This window comes from Campylobacter sp. BCW_4319, from assembly GCF_001764435.1.
GTDB classification, from domain to species: Bacteria; Campylobacterota; Campylobacteria; order Campylobacterales; family Campylobacteraceae; genus Campylobacter_D; species Campylobacter_D jejuni.
The window spans coordinates 51303-66426 of sequence record NZ_MKAQ01000014.1; the positions used below are offsets into that span (position 1 = coordinate 51303).

Below are 15124 nucleotides of genomic sequence, written 5' to 3' on the forward strand. Positions count from 1 at the left end.
ATAGAATTAAACATAATTTATTTAAAGGATTTATAAACTATGAAAAAATTAAGTTTAATTCTTGCCTGTTCAGCATCTTTGTTTGCTGCAAGTAATTCAGAAATTAGTGATTTTTATTCAAAAAGCATTAAAGCACAATTTCCAAATGCTACCGTTAGTGTATCAAATCGTCAAAAGGTTGGTAATACGGGTTTTGAAAGTGTTATTGTAAGCGTTGAATTAAATGGACAAAAACAAGAAAACATTCTTTTTACAAAAGATAGTCTTATTACCCCTGATCTTATCGACTTGAAAACGGGAATTTCTTATGCTCAAGAATATGAAATGAAAAAATTTCAAGAAGCAAGAGAAAATTTTACAAAAAATGCTAAAGCTGTAGCACAAAAAGAAACCATGGTAATAGCTTTGGGAGATAAAAATAAACCTGCAATTTATGTTTTTTCGGATCCTGAATGCCCTTATTGTAGAGAACATTTAGCTCAAATTGATGATGAACTTAAAAACTATCAAGTTAATTATATTTTAACTCCAGTACATGGAAAATCTGCTTTTGAAAAATCCGCTCTAATCTACAAAGAAGCAAAAAAAGCAAAAAATGATAAAGAAAAAATCGCAATTTTAAACAAATACTATGATGCAAATATCAAAAATTATCCAAAAGTAAGTGATGCAGAATTAAAAGAAGTTTTTTCCTTATATGAAAAATATCGCTCATTAGGTCTTAGCGCTACTCCAACTATTATTAAATAAACCTAATGTCTAAATTTGCTTTAATTTTAAGCTTTTTTATAGCACTCTTTATGAGTGCTTGCACCAATGCAACTTTCATACAAAGCTTTATTCAAACAAGCAATGAAGGCATTTTTATCAGATCGCAAAAACAACAAAGTTTTAAAATTTCCTTTCAAAATCCTAGTCAACTTCGAACTACTTTGGATAGAGATTTGGCTTTAAAACTTAAAAATTTAGGCTTAAAAGAAGTAAAAGAGAATGCAGATTATGAAATTTTAATCAATCTTGTAGATATGAAAAAGCATTCTTATGCTCAAAAAATCACAACTTCAGCAAGATTTTTTTATGATTTTGATCCTTTGGAAAGTGATGGAGAATGGATGGTAGAAAACTACTATACTATGCAAGTTAATTTACAAATCAACTCTAAAAATCACAATTCTCAAAAAACAAGTCTTCTTGCAAGAACAGCTTATCTTGGAAATAAAGAACGCTGTCAATTATCTTTAGAAAATAAAATTATAAATCAAATAGTGAGTTTTTTTATTTTTAAGAAAAGACAATCAAGAGTATAAAAACTCTTGATTTTAAGAATTATTAAGCAAAATAAGGTTTGATTTGTTCTACCCAAGCATCAATTCTTGATTCAGTTTGATCTTCTTGATTATCATTGTCAAGAGCAAGTCCAACAAATTTACCATCTACAACCGCATCGCTTGCTTCAAATGTATAACCATCAGTTGAAACTTCTCCTACCAAATTTGCACCTGCATCTTTTAAATTTTGAGCTAATTTACCCATGCCGCCACAAAAAGTGTCAGAATAACTTTCACTATCACCCATACCAAATACAGCTACAGTTTTTCCACCAAGACTAAGCCCTGAAAAATCAAAACCATCCCAATCATCTTGTAAATCACCACTTCCCCAAGTTGAAGTTCCACAAATTAATTTATCGTAAGAATTCATTTTAGCTGCATCAATATCTGAGATATTAAAAACATCACTAATTCCAAGTTTTGAAGCAATTGTATTAGCCGCTCCTTCTGTATTTCCCATAGCACTACCATAGATTACTGCTACTGACATTATTTTCTCCTTATAATTTGATTTGATATTTTATACGGAACTAATTTTAACATAGTTTTGTTTAAATCACACAAAAAATGTTTTATTTCAATAAAATGTGTGAAATTTTTGTTACGCGGACAAACAATATAAAATTTTTCAAAATTATTTTCTTTTATTAAATTCAATAATTCATAAATTTCATTTTCAATTTCTAAATTATGTGTATTAATCTCTTTGCAAAGTGGCAAAATTGCAAATTTCTTATCTATTATAATAAGATCACCATCTTGATCTATATTTTTTCCATTATTTTGAAAAGAAACCTTATCATAAACATAGGAGCTAAATAAAATTTGCGCATCAAAACAAATGCCATAAAGATAAATTCTTAAAAGTCTTAAAAGATCGACATTCTTAGATATTTTAGTATTAAAAATCAAGCTTTTTCTTTTTTGAAAGTAAAAAGCGTATGTATTAAGCTTGATATTTATATTTTGAATCTTACCAAATGAAACATGCATTATATTATGCAAAAAATTTCCAAATATCATTTTTAAACTCTTGGTATTTTTTGCATATAAAAGAGGAATTTTTAGAGCACTATCAACGCTCGCATTATATTGAGTTAAAAAAGTCAACATAAGCTCTTGATTGTTTAAATAGCGATAAATTTGCGGTATAAATTCTTGCTTATCATCAAATCCAAATAACATCTTTAACCTTTATAGCAAGAAAATTCTTTATTAAGATTAAAAATTTTACAATATTCACAATACACACAACTTACACTTCTTTTTGCACAAACTAATGGAATTTTACGCTTTTTAGCTTCATTTTTGATTTTTTTCATAGTATTATGATTTAAAAAGCTTGTTAACATTACTATACATTCTGTATCACAAGGAATCGGCTTGCGATTAACTCTATTTTCATTACGTGCATCCCAGTGTTCTATTTTTTTAGCACCTAAATCATGTAAAACAGCTCTAATAGGAGTGATTTCATCTGCACCAATAACCAAAACTGACATAAATTCTCCTTTGTGATTTTTAAAATATATTTTGATAATTATTATTATAATATAAAAAAACTAAATTTATTTTGAAATTTATTATCAATAAAATGCAATTATTCAGTTAATTTTAATTTTTAATAGATATAATTTACTAATTAATAAAATTTATTATTTAGGAGAAAACAATGAAAAAATTGACTAACGATTTTGGAAACATTATAGCTGATAACCAAAATTCATTAAGCGCAGGCGCAAAAGGACCTTTACTTATGCAAGATTATCTTTTGCTTGAAAAACTTGCTCATCAAAATAGAGAAAGAATTCCAGAAAGAACCGTTCATGCTAAGGGAAGTGGAGCTTATGGCGAAATAAAAATTACAGCAGACTTAAGTGCTTATACCAAAGCTAAAATTTTTCAAAAAGGCGAAGTTACTCCATTATTTTTACGCTTTTCAACAGTAGCAGGTGAAGCAGGTGCAGCAGATGCTGAACGCGATGTGAGAGGTTTTGCTATTAAATTTTACACTAAAGAAGGAAACTGGGACTTGGTAGGAAATAACACTCCGACATTCTTCATCCGCGATGCTTATAAATTCCCTGATTTCATCCATACTCAAAAAAGAGATCCAAGAACTCATCTAAGAAGTAATAATGCTGCTTGGGATTTTTGGAGTTTATGTCCTGAAAGTTTACATCAAGTAACCATTCTTATGAGCGATAGAGGAATTCCTGCAAGTTATCGTCATATGCATGGATTTGGAAGCCATACTTATAGTTTTATTAATGATAAAAATGAAAGATTTTGGGTGAAATTCCATTTTAAAACCCAACAAGGGATTAAAAATCTTACCAACCAAGAAGCTGCCGAGCTTATAGCAAAAGATAGAGAAAGTCATCAAAGAGATCTCTATAATGCTATAGAAAATAAAGATTTTCCAAAATGGAAAGTTCAAGTTCAAATTCTTGCTGAAAAAGATATAGAAAAACTTGGATTTAATCCTTTTGATTTAACAAAAATTTGGCCTCATAGTTTTGTACCTTTGATGGATATAGGCGAAATGATTCTAAACAAAAATCCTCAAAATTATTTTAATGAAGTTGAACAAGCTGCCTTTAGTCCAAGCAATATCGTTCCTGGAATTGGCTTTAGCCCTGATAAAATGTTGCAAGCTAGAATTTTTTCATATCCTGATGCACAAAGATATAGAATAGGAACTAATTATCATCTTTTACCAGTAAATCGTGCAAAAAGCGAAGTGAATACTTACAATGTCGCTGGTGCTATGAATTTTGATAGTTATAAAAATGATGCTGCTTATTATGAACCAAACAGCTATGATAATAGCCCAAAAGAAGACAAAAGCTATCTTGAACCTGATTTAGTCTTAGAAGGCGTAGCACAAAGATATGCTCCACTAGATAATGACTTTTATACTCAACCAAGAGCTTTATTTAATCTTATGAATGATGATCAAAAAACTCAACTTTTTCATAATATCGCCGCTTCTATGGAGGGAGTTGATGAAAAAATTATCACTAGAGCTTTAGAACATTTTGAAAAAATTTCACCTGATTATGCAAAAGGAATTAAAAAAGCTTTAGAAAAATAATTTTTACTTGCCACTTTTGGTGGCAAACTAAAGATTATAATAATTAAGGAAAAACAATGACAACTCTTAGTTTAGAAGAAGAAAAAAGATTTGAAGAGCTTTGCAAAATGGCTTTTAATTTTGCAAGAAATAATGAATGTGAAAATCTTAAAATCATGATAGAAGCAGGTTTAAATGTAAATTTAAAAACTCATAAAGGCGATAGCTTGCTTATGCTTGCAGCTTATAATAATTCTTATGAAAGCGCTAAAATGCTTTTAGAAAAAGGTGCAAAAGTAGATGAAAAAAACGATCGTGGACAAACCCCATTAGCGGGAGTTTGTTTTAAAGGATACTTACCTATGTGTGAACTTTTAGTTAAATATGGAGCAAATATTGATGAAAACAATGGTTTAGGAATGACACCTTATACTTTTGCTATTATGTTTGGACGCAAAGATGTGGCAGAATTTTTACTCAAAAAATCTAAAAATAATTTTTTAAAGAAAATAAGCCTAAAAATACTAAAATTTATCAAAAAATTTTAGTTATTTTTTAAATTTCTTCAGATACCTATAGACACTAGGTTCTGAAATTTTTAAAAATTTTGCTACGATAGGAACCGCCCCTTTTATATTAAAAATACCTTTTTCATATAGCTTTTCAGCAATTTCTTCTTTTTGAGTAATGCTTAATTGATAATCAGAATTTAAATAACTAGAATCTACGCTTTGAACTAAAATATCCTCTATCGAGTGACTTAATGTTTCTATACTTGAATCATTTTGAGAAAAACTAATATTTCCTAAAATATCACCCATATCTCCAATTTTTTCTAAATCAATCATCTTGCATATTAAATCTCTCATAATGCTAGTATCATGATTGATACACAAAATACCTACTAATTTGTCATGATTTTTAATAAAAAAAGTAGATCCTCTAATTAATTTTGATTTTCCAACAAGAGCCTTATAATCACATAAAAAATCTTTTTCTAAATATTTTTTATTTTGCATAAGCTCACTTGCAAAAGCAGTCAAGGGGGAATCTAAACTTCTCCCACTAATGTGATTGTTAGCAATTGCCGCAATATAAGCCCCATCTTCAGTAATTACATGAAAAACTATCTCATATTGCTCACCTAAAACTTCTCCTAAAAAATATGTCAACTTTATAAATTGTTGTTTTTGTCCCTCATCCATAAAACTACCTTCAATAAAAAATTAATATAATATTAAATTCTACTCTTTATACTTTAAAACATTTCTTAAAAATAAAATTTTATTATTATGATAATAAACTATTGACAAATTATTATTGTAGTGATAAAATGCATTCTGTTTAATCTATATTTAACAAAGGAGAATTCATGTCAAACTATCCAAAGGCCATTGGTCCATACTCAGCTTATAGGGAAGCAAATGGACTTTTATTTATATCAGGACAACTTCCTATCAACCCTGCTTCAGGAGAAATAGAAAGCTCTGATATCAAAGAACAAACCAAACAATCTTTAAAAAATATCGGTGCTATCTTAGAAGAAAATGGTATCAGTTATGATAAAGTGATTAAAACCACTTGCTTTTTAGCTGATATTAATGATTTTATAGCATTTAATGAAATTTATGCTGAATTTTTTAAAGCTCCTTATCCAGCAAGAAGTGCTTTTGCAATAAAAGATCTGCCAAAAAAAGCTAAAGTAGAGATAGAGATCATCGCTCAAAAAGGATAAAACATGCTAGGTATTGTTTTTTCTTTATTTAGTGTTTTTTTACTTGTTTTTATGCTTTATAAAAAAATCAATGCTCACATGGCATTACTTTTAAGTGGTTTACTTTTACTTTCCTTAGCTGCTATTTTTGGACTTTCTCCACACATTGTCGCTAAAGGTTCTTTAAATTTAGGTTTTTTTGATATTTTTCAAGTTTTCAATCAAACCATGTCAAGTACATTAGCAGGGCTTGGACTTACACTTATGACTATAGCAGGTTTTTCTGCTTATATGGATCATGTAGGGGCTTCTTATGCACTTTTTAAAGTTTTTGAAAAACCTTTAAAAGCCGTAAAATCTCCTTATGTTTTACTCATAGTTGCTTATTTTATCGTGCAATTTTTAGTTCTTTTCATCCCTTCTCACGCAGGCTTGGCACTTTTACTTATGGTTACTATGTATCCTATACTTGTACGTTCTGGTGTTTCAAAACTTTCTGCCTTAAGTGTGATTGCGATTTGTCAATATATCGATCATGGACCTGGAAGTGGAAATGTGATTATGGCATCAAAAGTAGCTGAAGTTGATCCTGCAATTTATTTTGTTCATTATCAACTCCCTACAACCTTGCCTATCATTATAGCTGTAGGTATTGCCATATATCTTTGCAATAAATTTTTTGACAAAAAAGATAATTTTGTCTTCAATGCACAAGAAATTGAAAAAGAACTAAATGAAAATGAAGGTAAAGAAAAAGAACTTAAAAAGCCTCCTAGAATTTATGCGATTTTACCTATAATTCCTTTGGTTTTAATCCTAGGATTTAGTTCCGTGCTTGATAGCATCTTGGTTTTAATGGGAATAAGTAGTGCTGAAGAAGTTAAAGCAGCTGCTAGCACTGCAATTAAAATGAATGTTCCAGTAGCAATGGTGATTTCAACTTTTGTGGCTATTATTTTTGAAATGATACGCTATAAAAGTATAGTAGAAACTCTTAATTCTATTATGATTTTCTTTAAAGGAATGGGACATTTATTTGTTATCACAGTTTCACTCATCGTTTGTGGTCAAGTATTTGCAAGTGGTCTTTTATCTGTAGGTTTTGTAGATACTTTAATAGAATTTTGCAAAAATGCAGGATTTGGAGTTTTGGCTATTATTATCGCCGTTTCAATCTTGCTTGCGGTTTGTGCTTTCTTAATGGGTTCAGGAAATGCGGCATTTTTTAGCTTTGCTCCACTTATCCCAAATATAGCAAAACACTTTGGAGTTGAAACTATCACCATAATAGCACCAATTCAAATTATGACAGGCTTTGGAAGATGTGTTAGTCCTATTGCACCAGCGATTTTAGCTATCTCAGCTATTACAAAAGTAAGTCCTTTTGCCGTGGTTAAAAGAACAGCTATTCCTATGCTTGTAGCGGCTATTGTAAATGTTATTATGACTTATATCTATCTTTAAAAAGGAGAAAAAATGAACTCAAAAACTAAACTTATTCATTGTGGCAGAGGCGATCAAGGCGCTGAAGTAAGATCAGTTAATCCTACACTTATGCGTGCATCAACCATACTTTTTAAAGATCACGCAACTTGGCAAAAATACAGAGAATTAAGAAAAACAGATCGTGTTTTAAGTTATGGAGCTAGAGGAACAACAACCAATTTTGAACTTGAAAAACTTATTTGCACTCTAGAGGGTGGTTATAGAGCACAACTTTTCCCAACAGGACTTGCAGCATTAGCTATGGTGCTTTTAAACTATGCAAGCAAAGATGCACATTTTTTAATCACCGATGCAATTTATGGGCCTGTAAGAACGATTTGCGAATTATTTTTAGACAAAATGGGAGTTGAAATTGATTTTTTAAAAGCTGATGCAAGTGATGTAGAAGAAAAAATCAAACCTAATACCAAGCTTATCTTATGTGAAAGTCCAGGTTCTATACTTTATGAAATCATAGATTTACCAAAACTTTGCAAAATTGCCCATGCACATAATATCCCTGTAGCTATTGACAATACTTATTCTAGTGGATATTTTCTAAATCCTTTAGAACTTGGAGTGGATATTTCAGTTATCGCCGCTACAAAATATCTTAGCGGACACTCTGATGTAACCATGGGTATAGTAGTAATCAACGAAAAAGAATGGAAAAATTTTGACAAACTTCCAGAAGCTTTAGGCTTTACAACAAGTCCTGATGATGCTTACTTAGTACTTCGTGGTATGAGAACACTAGATGTAAGAATGAAAGCCCATGAAAAAAGTGCTGATGAAATTGTAGAGTTTTTACAAAGTAGAAAAGAAATTAAAACAATTTTCTATCCAAAACTCAAATCCCACCCAAATCATGAAATTTTCATGCGTGATCATAAAGGTGCAAATGGTATGATTACCATAGAATTTGCAGAAGGTTATAGCAAAGATGATGCTATTAAATTTGTAGATAAACTAGAATACTTTTCAATTGGTGCTAGCTGGGGTGGATATGAAAGCTTAGCCACCGTAACTACTCCACCTAGAACTGCAACAGATTGGAGTGCAAGAGGACCATTTGTAAGATTTCATATAGGTCTTGAAGATACTAAAGATTTAATTGCTGATTTAACACAAGCTTTTGATAGTATTAAAAAATAAGGAGATAAGATGACAGGAATTAGCGTATTTGATCATAGATTACTAGCAGACTCATGGAGCACGCAGGAAATGCGTGCTATTTTTTGCGAACAAAACCGCATACAAAAATGGCTCGATGTTGAAGCAGCTTTAGCAAAAGCACAAGCAAAACTTAAAATTATCCCTAAAAAAGCAGCTGATGAGATCGCAAAAAAAGCTCATTATAAATTTATGGATATGGACTTTATCTTTGCTGAATTTAAAAAGACCAAACACCCTTTAGTTCCTACTGTAAGAGGATTAGAAAAAGCTTGCGATAATAATTTAGGCGAATATGTACATTTTGGAGTAACCACTCAGGATATCATCGATACAGGACTGGTTTTACAATTTAAAGAAGCAATGACTCTTATAAAAAGCGAATTAAAAGCTATCGCAAAAGCCCTAGCAAAACTAGCTAAAACCCATAAAAATACTGCTATGATGGGAAGAACTTTAGCACTTCAAGCTTTGCCTATTACTTTTGGACATAAAGTGGCTATTTGGTTAAGCGAACTTGAGCGTCATTTTGAAAGAATACTTGAACTTGAAAAAAGACTTTATGTAGGTAGTATAGTAGGCGCTGTAGGAACTAAAGCAAGTTTAAGTGATGAGTGCAATGAAGTAGAAAAACTCACTTTAGAAAATTTAGGACTTGATGTGCCTAATATTTCTTGGCAACCTGCACGTGATCGCTTTATAGAACTTGGTTTTGTACTAGGTAATATCAACACAACCTTTAACAAAATCGCTCATGAAATTTTAATCCTTTCGCATAATGAAATTGATGAAGTTGCTGAACCTTTTGGCAAAGGACAAGTAGGATCAAGCACTATGCCACACAAAAGAAATCCTGCAGTAAGTGAAAATGCAGTTACAGTAAGCAATGCTTTTAAAGCAAATTTAGCCATTTTAAGTGATATTGAAAGACATGAACATGAAAGAGATGGTCAAGTTTGGAAAATGGAATGGAAGCTTTTACCTGAAATGTTTTTAATGCTTTCTGTGGTTTTAGCAAATATGAAATTCGCTCTTAGCGATTTAGAAGTAAAAAAAGATAAAATGCTTAAAAATTTAAATACTCTTAATGGTTTTGTTTTAGCAGAGCGTGTTATGTTTGCATTAAGCGATCATTATGGAAAACAACATGCCCATGAAATTGTTTATGAAAATGCTATGCTAGGTATAGAAAAACAAAAAACTTTTAAAGAAGTTTTACTTGCAGATAAAAGAGTATCTAAGGTATTGAAAGAAAAAGAAATCGATGCTTTACTTGATGCAACAAGTTATGTAGGATATGCACCAAAACTTGTAGATGAATTTTTGGCAAAAATCAAAAATAGCGCTATCTTAAAATAGGAAAAATCATGTTCTATAGTGAAATTTTAGCGGATTTTATTTTCAATCTTAAATATGAAAATATCCCTAATGCAGTTGTTCAAAGGGCTAAAGAGCTTATGCTTGATAGCCTTGGAACAGCTATAGCAGCAAGCAAAGAAGAATGTGTTTTAAATGCTTTTAAAGCTTTTGAAAATTTAAGCACAGAAAAAAATACTCCTATTTGGATAAATGATCAAAAATTAGATCCTATATACGCAGCCATGCTAGATGGCATTGCTTCTCATGCGTTAGATTTTGACGATACGCATACAGAAGCGATTTTGCATGCAAGTGCGATTTTAACTCCACTTTGTTTAAGTTATGGTTTTCATGTTAGCAAAGATGCGAAAAAAATCATCAAAGCTTTTATAATAGGCTGGGAAATTGCAGCTAGAGTAGGCATTGCAAGCAAAGGTACTTTTCATAAGCGTGGTTTTCATACTACTGCTATTGCAGGAATTTTTGGAAGCGTGAGTGCAAGTGCAATCTTACTAGATCTTAACAAAGAACAAATCATCAATGCTTTAGGACTTGCAGGAAGTTTTGCAAGTGGGGTTAATGAGTTTTTATCCAATGGATCCAATTCAAAAGTTTTACATATTGCCAATGCTATTAAAAACGGCATTATGGTAGCTCATTTTGCTAAAAACAATATGAGTGGACCTTTGAGTATTTTTGAAGGTAGGGATAATATCTTTAAATGTTTTGGCATAGAAGAAGAATGCGATAAAACAGAACTTAACAAAGCCTTAGGAGAAATTTGGCAAACTATGCAAGTTTCAATCAAGCCTTATCCAAGTTGTCATTTTGCTCATGGGCTTATTGATTGTGCTATTGCTTTAAAAAATGATGGTTTAAAAGCTGATGAAATTAAAAGTATTCATTGTTTTGTAGATGAAGTTCCTATTTCTTTTATCTGTGATCCTTTGGAAGCAAAATACACTCCAAATAGTGCTTATGAAGCTAAATTTTCCATGCCTTTTTTAATGGCTCTAGGATTCTTTGATGGCAAAATCACTCTTAATTCTTATGAAAATTTAAAGCGTGAAGAAGTACTAGAATTTGCTAAAAAAATCAGTTACGAAAAAAGGAAATCTCAAGGCTTTCCAAAATATTTTCCAGGGCATTTAGAAGCCAGTTTGCAAGATGGACACATAATCCAAAAAGATGTTTTTATCAATAAAGGTAATTTTGATAATCCACTAAGTTTTGAAGAATTAAAAGCTAAATTTTTAGCCAATGCACAAATTTACCTTGATAATGCTAAAGCTAACAAAATTCTAGATCAAATCATCAATCTAGAAAATTTAAACCACTTTTCTTTTTAAATATTTATCCTTCTTTTTACAAGAAGGATAATTTCATTACACTTTTTTATTATAATATTTATTATTAATTTAGGAATTACAATGACTTTAAACGAGTTAAAAGATGGACAAAAGGCTATTATTGTCAATTTAAACGCTCACAAAGAACTCAAAAATAGACTTTTAAGCTTTGGATTTATTAAAAATAAAAACTTGAAAAAAATTCACTCCTCTTTAAAAAATGCCACCATAATGGTAGAACTTGATACAAGTTGTGTTATCCTAAGATCTGATGAAGCTAAAACCATAGAAGTGAATCTTATATGAAAAAAATCAAAATAGCCCTTGTAGGTCAGCCTAATGTAGGCAAAAGTCTTCTTATTAATGCGCTTTGCAAAGCCAATATGAAAGTAGGAAATTTTAGCGGAGTTACTATAGAAAAAGCAAGTGCAAAAACTTTTTACAAAAACTATGAATTTGAAGTCATTGATTTACCAGGAACTTATTCTTTAGATGGATATAGCGAAGAAGAAAAAATCACACGTCATTTTTTAAATCAAAATGACTATGATGTTATTATTAATGTTTTAGATTCTACCAATTTAGAACGCAATCTTATCCTTAGTGCAGAACTTTTAAGCCTTAATAAAAAAATGCTTTTAGCTTTAAATATGTGCGATGAAGCCAAAAAAGAAGGCATAGAGCTTGACACTTCTATTTTAAGCCAAGAATTTCAAAGTCAAGTTGTTGAAATTTCAGCAAAAACAAAAGAAAATTTAGAACTTTTGCTGCAAAAAATTATTATTTTATTTGAAAGTAAATTTATTCCAAGATCCCAATTTTACACTCCGCTTTGCGAAAAAAGTCCAGAAAAAGAAGATTTATTATATTTTATTAATGAACTTTCAAAAAAAATTATCACGCACAAAAAAGAAGAAAGAAATTTAACCAAAAAAATCGATGCCTTACTTATCCATAAATTCTTTGGCTTACCTATATTTTTATTTTTAATGTGGCTTTTATTTCAACTCACCTTTAGCTTAGGACAAATTCCTATGGATTATATAGAATCAGGCTTTAATGCCTTAGGTGAATTTGTTAAAAACAATATTTCTAATACCTTTATCGCTTCAGCTTTGGCTGATGGGATTATCGCAGGTGTTAGTGCTGTGATACTTTTTTTGCCTAATATAATGATTTTATTTTTAGGCATAGCTCTTTTAGAAACCACAGGCTATATGTCAAGAGTAGCTTTTTTACTTGATGGGATTTTACATAAATTTGGTTTGCATGGTAAAAGCTTTATTCCGCTAATCACTGGTTTTGGTTGTTCGGTACCTGCTTTTATGGCTACACGCACTCTTAAGAACAAAAGAGATAGACTTTTAACTCTTTTTGTGATCAATTTTATGAGTTGCGGGGCAAGACTTCCTGTATATGTGCTTTTTATCGGTGCTTTTTTTCCAAGTGAAAAAGCAGGAAATTATCTTTTTGGAATTTATATTTTAGGTGCGATTTTAGGACTTTTTGCTGCAAAATTTTTAAGAATGACAGCATTTCGTGGACTTGATGAACCTTTTGTTATGGAAATGCCAAAATATCGTATGCCAAATTGGCATTTAATTTGGTTTATGGTTTATAATAAAGCCAAAATGTATCTTAAAAAAGCAGGAACTTTCATACTTTTGGCCTCTTTGCTTATATGGTTTGCTAGTAATTTTCCAAAAAGTGAAGAAAATTTAAATGATTTTAATGCTCAAGAAAGAGCTATAGAACAAAGTTATTTAGGACAATTTGGCAAAGGCATAGAACCTATTTTTAAACCCCTTGAGTTAGATTGGAAATTAAGCGTATCTTTAATCAGTGGTTTGGCTGCTAAAGAAGTGATGATCTCAACTATGGGAGTACTTTATTCACTAGGAAAAGATGTAGATGAAACAAATAATGATTTAAAAGGAATTATTGCCAAAAATATACCTATACCAAGTGCAGTGGCTTTTATTTTATTTGTAATGATTTATAATCCTTGCTTTGCAGCAACTATAGTTTTTTCAAAAGAAAGTGGAAAGCTAAAATACACTCTCTTTCTCTTTCTTTTTACCTGTACAAGTGCTTATATAGTAGCTTTTATAGGACTTCATATTGCTAAAATTTTATTAAATTAACTTGCTTTTAATGATGAAATTTTAGCGATATTATCTTCAAAAGCTTTTAAAATGCTATAAGCAACACCTTCAAAATCAAGTCCGCCGCAAAGATAGATTAAAGTCATACGAAAAGATTTACTCACATCAAGCTTTGGTTTTTCAGCGTTCATATTTAACTTAAAATCATAAGGACTTGCATGTTTAAAAGCGTAATTTTTTGCCGCAATTAAAAAATCATTCTTATCTTTTAAAAACTCGCCTTTAACTAAAATAAAGCTTATCTCAAGATATTTCCAAAAATCTTTTGAAGGCATAGGATTTTCATCAAAATTTTGTTCTATAAAAGCATAGTTTTTTTCAAAAGATTTTTTATAATTTTCTACAAGCAAAGTACCTAATTTATTTTTAGCTATATTTTGTAAAATAAGTTTTATATTGCTTTCAAATTCAAAATCTATTTGTTCTAAAATTTTAATTTGCTCTTCTAGAAAAAATTCTTGTTTTAACTCTTCATTACAAAGTTTAGCGTAAGAAAAAATATTTGCCATAGGCTTTTCATAATTCCCAAACTCATCCCAAAAATTTTTCTCACTACAGGCTATACAACCATGTCCTGCAGCCACTGGCCAAGAAGTTTTAGCATTGAATTTCACTTTAGGACAGTTGTTGTAAGTATAAGGTCCTTTACAACCTATCTTAAATAAACAAGCCCCATTCTTTGCAGCCTCATCGTCAAAATGTTCAGCAAAAATCCCACTTTCAAATTTCGCCTTTCTTTCACACATATCATGCAAACATTTACCATAAGCCCACACAGGACGATTTTGCTCATCAAGTTCAGGCAAAACTCCAAATAAAGCAAAAAAACTTAAAGTCGCAATGATATTTATATCACTTGGAGGACAACCTGGAATATTTACTACTTTCTGACTTAAAACTTCGCTAATACCACAAGTTTTACTAGGATTTGGATAAGCAGCCTGAATACCACCATAACTTGAACAAGTACCCACTGCAAAGATAGCCTTGGCTTTAGCGGCTAGTTTTTCTAAAATTTCATAGCCACTCTCTCCTTGCGCTCCTATAGTAAGAAAAAAGGTATCAATGGCTGCAACACCACCTTCAACCGCTAAAATAAAATCTTCTTCTAAAACATACTCTAAAAGCTCTTCAGCCTTAGTGCCATTTGCCGCCATTAAAGTTTCATGATATTCTAAAGAAAAAAAATCAAAAATAAGCTCATCAAAACTTGGCAACTCAGAACGCAACAAACTCTCGCTACACCCTGTACATTCACAAAGATGAAGCCATACTAACTTTGTTTTAGGTGCGATTTGAAAAAATCTTTGAGCAAGAGCTGGAATTTCATTGCCTAAAGATAAATGCCTAGCAAGAATTTTTACACTTTCTTCATTGATAACCTTATCCTCTTTTAAAGTAGAATTCTCAAGTTTTTTAATGCGATCTTCAAGTATATTTTTTAATTCTTCATTGCTAAGCTTTGCCATTTT

At 30.7% G+C, this 15124-nt stretch carries 16 protein-coding genes; 11 read left to right on the top strand and 5 right to left on the bottom strand.

Features of this window, described 5'->3' with window-relative positions:
• Positions 1-39: 39 nt before the first annotated feature.
• Both AJN56_RS05020 and AJN56_RS05025 read left to right on the top strand, forming a co-directional pair.
• Complete coding sequence (locus tag AJN56_RS05020; protein WP_002855861.1) at positions 40-750, top strand: thioredoxin fold domain-containing protein; 711 nt, start codon at positions 40-42, stop codon at positions 748-750.
• A gap of 5 nt (positions 751-755) precedes the next feature.
• The gene (locus tag AJN56_RS05025; RefSeq protein ID WP_002869378.1) at positions 756-1307 is read left to right on the top strand and encodes a hypothetical protein; all 552 of its coding nucleotides are present in this window, start codon (positions 756-758) and stop codon (positions 1305-1307) included.
• 22 nt (positions 1308-1329) lie between these two features.
• On the opposite strand, the gene fldA is transcribed toward AJN56_RS05025, so the two are convergent.
• From fldA to AJN56_RS05040, 3 genes are read right to left on the bottom strand one after another with little or no spacing between them, the layout of a single operon-like run.
• Positions 1330-1821 (bottom strand): flavodoxin FldA, encoded by a 492-nt coding sequence (fldA, locus tag AJN56_RS05030; RefSeq protein ID WP_002855629.1) that lies wholly within the window; start codon positions 1819-1821, stop codon positions 1330-1332.
• Complete coding sequence (locus AJN56_RS05035; RefSeq protein ID WP_002855633.1) at positions 1821-2516, bottom strand: hypothetical protein; 696 nt, start codon at positions 2514-2516, stop codon at positions 1821-1823. The genes fldA and AJN56_RS05035 overlap by 1 nt, the downstream gene beginning before the upstream one ends.
• 2 nt (positions 2517-2518) lie before the next feature.
• Positions 2519-2833, bottom strand: coding sequence for a DUF2325 domain-containing protein (locus tag AJN56_RS05040; RefSeq protein ID WP_002855637.1), 315 nt, complete (start codon positions 2831-2833; stop codon positions 2519-2521).
• 170 nt (positions 2834-3003) lie between these two features.
• Between AJN56_RS05040 and AJN56_RS05045 the strand changes: the two genes are divergently transcribed.
• Together AJN56_RS05045 and AJN56_RS05050 are read left to right on the top strand one after the other, a co-directional pair.
• Entirely contained in the window at positions 3004-4428 is a 1425-nt protein-coding gene (locus AJN56_RS05045; RefSeq protein WP_052858256.1) for a catalase, read from the top strand.
• A gap of 56 nt (positions 4429-4484) precedes the next feature.
• On the top strand, positions 4485-4955 hold the full coding sequence (locus tag AJN56_RS05050) for a Cj1386 family hemin-binding protein (RefSeq protein WP_002858381.1): 471 nt from the start codon (positions 4485-4487) through the stop codon (positions 4953-4955).
• On the opposite strand, the gene AJN56_RS05055 is transcribed toward AJN56_RS05050, so the two are convergent.
• Entirely contained in the window at positions 4956-5612 is a 657-nt protein-coding gene (locus AJN56_RS05055; RefSeq protein WP_002859670.1) for a transcriptional regulator, read from the bottom strand. It lies immediately after the preceding gene.
• 167 nt (positions 5613-5779) lie between these two features.
• Between AJN56_RS05055 and AJN56_RS05060 the strand changes: the two genes are divergently transcribed.
• From AJN56_RS05060 to feoB, 7 genes are all read left to right on the top strand, one after another.
• Positions 5780-6142, top strand: a complete 363-nt coding sequence (locus AJN56_RS05060; protein WP_002875247.1) for a Rid family detoxifying hydrolase — start codon at positions 5780-5782, stop codon at positions 6140-6142.
• A gap of 3 nt (positions 6143-6145) precedes the next feature.
• Entirely contained in the window at positions 6146-7585 is a 1440-nt protein-coding gene (gene dcuC, locus AJN56_RS05065) for a C4-dicarboxylate transporter DcuC (RefSeq protein WP_002875246.1), read from the top strand.
• 12 nt (positions 7586-7597) lie between these two features.
• The gene (locus AJN56_RS05070; RefSeq protein ID WP_002871981.1) at positions 7598-8761 is read left to right on the top strand and encodes a trans-sulfuration enzyme family protein; all 1164 of its coding nucleotides are present in this window, start codon (positions 7598-7600) and stop codon (positions 8759-8761) included.
• Positions 8762-8770: 9 nt separating this feature from the next.
• Positions 8771-10138, top strand: a complete 1368-nt coding sequence (gene purB, locus AJN56_RS05075; protein WP_002869130.1) for an adenylosuccinate lyase — start codon at positions 8771-8773, stop codon at positions 10136-10138.
• Positions 10139-10146: 8 nt separating this feature from the next.
• Entirely contained in the window at positions 10147-11487 is a 1341-nt protein-coding gene (locus tag AJN56_RS05080) for an MmgE/PrpD family protein (protein WP_002855354.1), read from the top strand.
• Between the two features lie 81 nt (positions 11488-11568).
• Positions 11569-11793, top strand: a complete 225-nt coding sequence (locus AJN56_RS05085; protein WP_002779147.1) for a ferrous iron transport protein A — start codon at positions 11569-11571, stop codon at positions 11791-11793.
• On the top strand, positions 11790-13631 hold the full coding sequence (feoB, locus tag AJN56_RS05090) for a ferrous iron transport protein B (RefSeq protein ID WP_070246320.1): 1842 nt from the start codon (positions 11790-11792) through the stop codon (positions 13629-13631). The genes AJN56_RS05085 and feoB overlap by 4 nt, the downstream gene beginning before the upstream one ends.
• Here feoB and AJN56_RS05095 read toward each other — a convergent pair.
• Entirely contained in the window at positions 13628-15121 is a 1494-nt protein-coding gene (locus AJN56_RS05095) for a hydrogenase small subunit (protein ID WP_002875245.1), read from the bottom strand. The two genes, feoB and AJN56_RS05095, sit on opposite strands and share 4 nt — an antisense overlap.
• Between the last annotated feature and the right edge of the window lie 3 nt (positions 15122-15124).

Coding starts and splice junctions, on each gene's coding strand:
- AJN56_RS05025 (WP_002869378.1), top strand. CDS start 756: ATGTCTAAATTTGCTTTAATTTTAAGCTTTTTTATAGCACTCTTTATG.
- dcuC (WP_002875246.1), top strand. CDS start 6,146: ATGCTAGGTATTGTTTTTTCTTTATTTAGTGTTTTTTTACTTGTTTTT.
- AJN56_RS05080 (WP_002855354.1), top strand. CDS start 10,147: ATGTTCTATAGTGAAATTTTAGCGGATTTTATTTTCAATCTTAAATAT.
- AJN56_RS05060 (WP_002875247.1), top strand. CDS start 5,780: ATGTCAAACTATCCAAAGGCCATTGGTCCATACTCAGCTTATAGGGAA.
- AJN56_RS05040 (WP_002855637.1), bottom strand. CDS start 2,833: ATGTCAGTTTTGGTTATTGGTGCAGATGAAATCACTCCTATTAGAGCT.
- feoB (WP_070246320.1), top strand. CDS start 11,790: ATGAAAAAAATCAAAATAGCCCTTGTAGGTCAGCCTAATGTAGGCAAA.
- AJN56_RS05045 (WP_052858256.1), top strand. CDS start 3,004: ATGAAAAAATTGACTAACGATTTTGGAAACATTATAGCTGATAACCAA.
- AJN56_RS05095 (WP_002875245.1), bottom strand. CDS start 15,121: ATGGCAAAGCTTAGCAATGAAGAATTAAAAAATATACTTGAAGATCGC.
- AJN56_RS05070 (WP_002871981.1), top strand. CDS start 7,598: ATGAACTCAAAAACTAAACTTATTCATTGTGGCAGAGGCGATCAAGGC.
- purB (WP_002869130.1), top strand. CDS start 8,771: ATGACAGGAATTAGCGTATTTGATCATAGATTACTAGCAGACTCATGG.
- AJN56_RS05055 (WP_002859670.1), bottom strand. CDS start 5,612: ATGGATGAGGGACAAAAACAACAATTTATAAAGTTGACATATTTTTTA.
- AJN56_RS05085 (WP_002779147.1), top strand. CDS start 11,569: ATGACTTTAAACGAGTTAAAAGATGGACAAAAGGCTATTATTGTCAAT.
- fldA (WP_002855629.1), bottom strand. CDS start 1,821: ATGTCAGTAGCAGTAATCTATGGTAGTGCTATGGGAAATACAGAAGGA.
- AJN56_RS05035 (WP_002855633.1), bottom strand. CDS start 2,516: ATGTTATTTGGATTTGATGATAAGCAAGAATTTATACCGCAAATTTAT.
- AJN56_RS05020 (WP_002855861.1), top strand. CDS start 40: ATGAAAAAATTAAGTTTAATTCTTGCCTGTTCAGCATCTTTGTTTGCT.
- AJN56_RS05050 (WP_002858381.1), top strand. CDS start 4,485: ATGACAACTCTTAGTTTAGAAGAAGAAAAAAGATTTGAAGAGCTTTGC.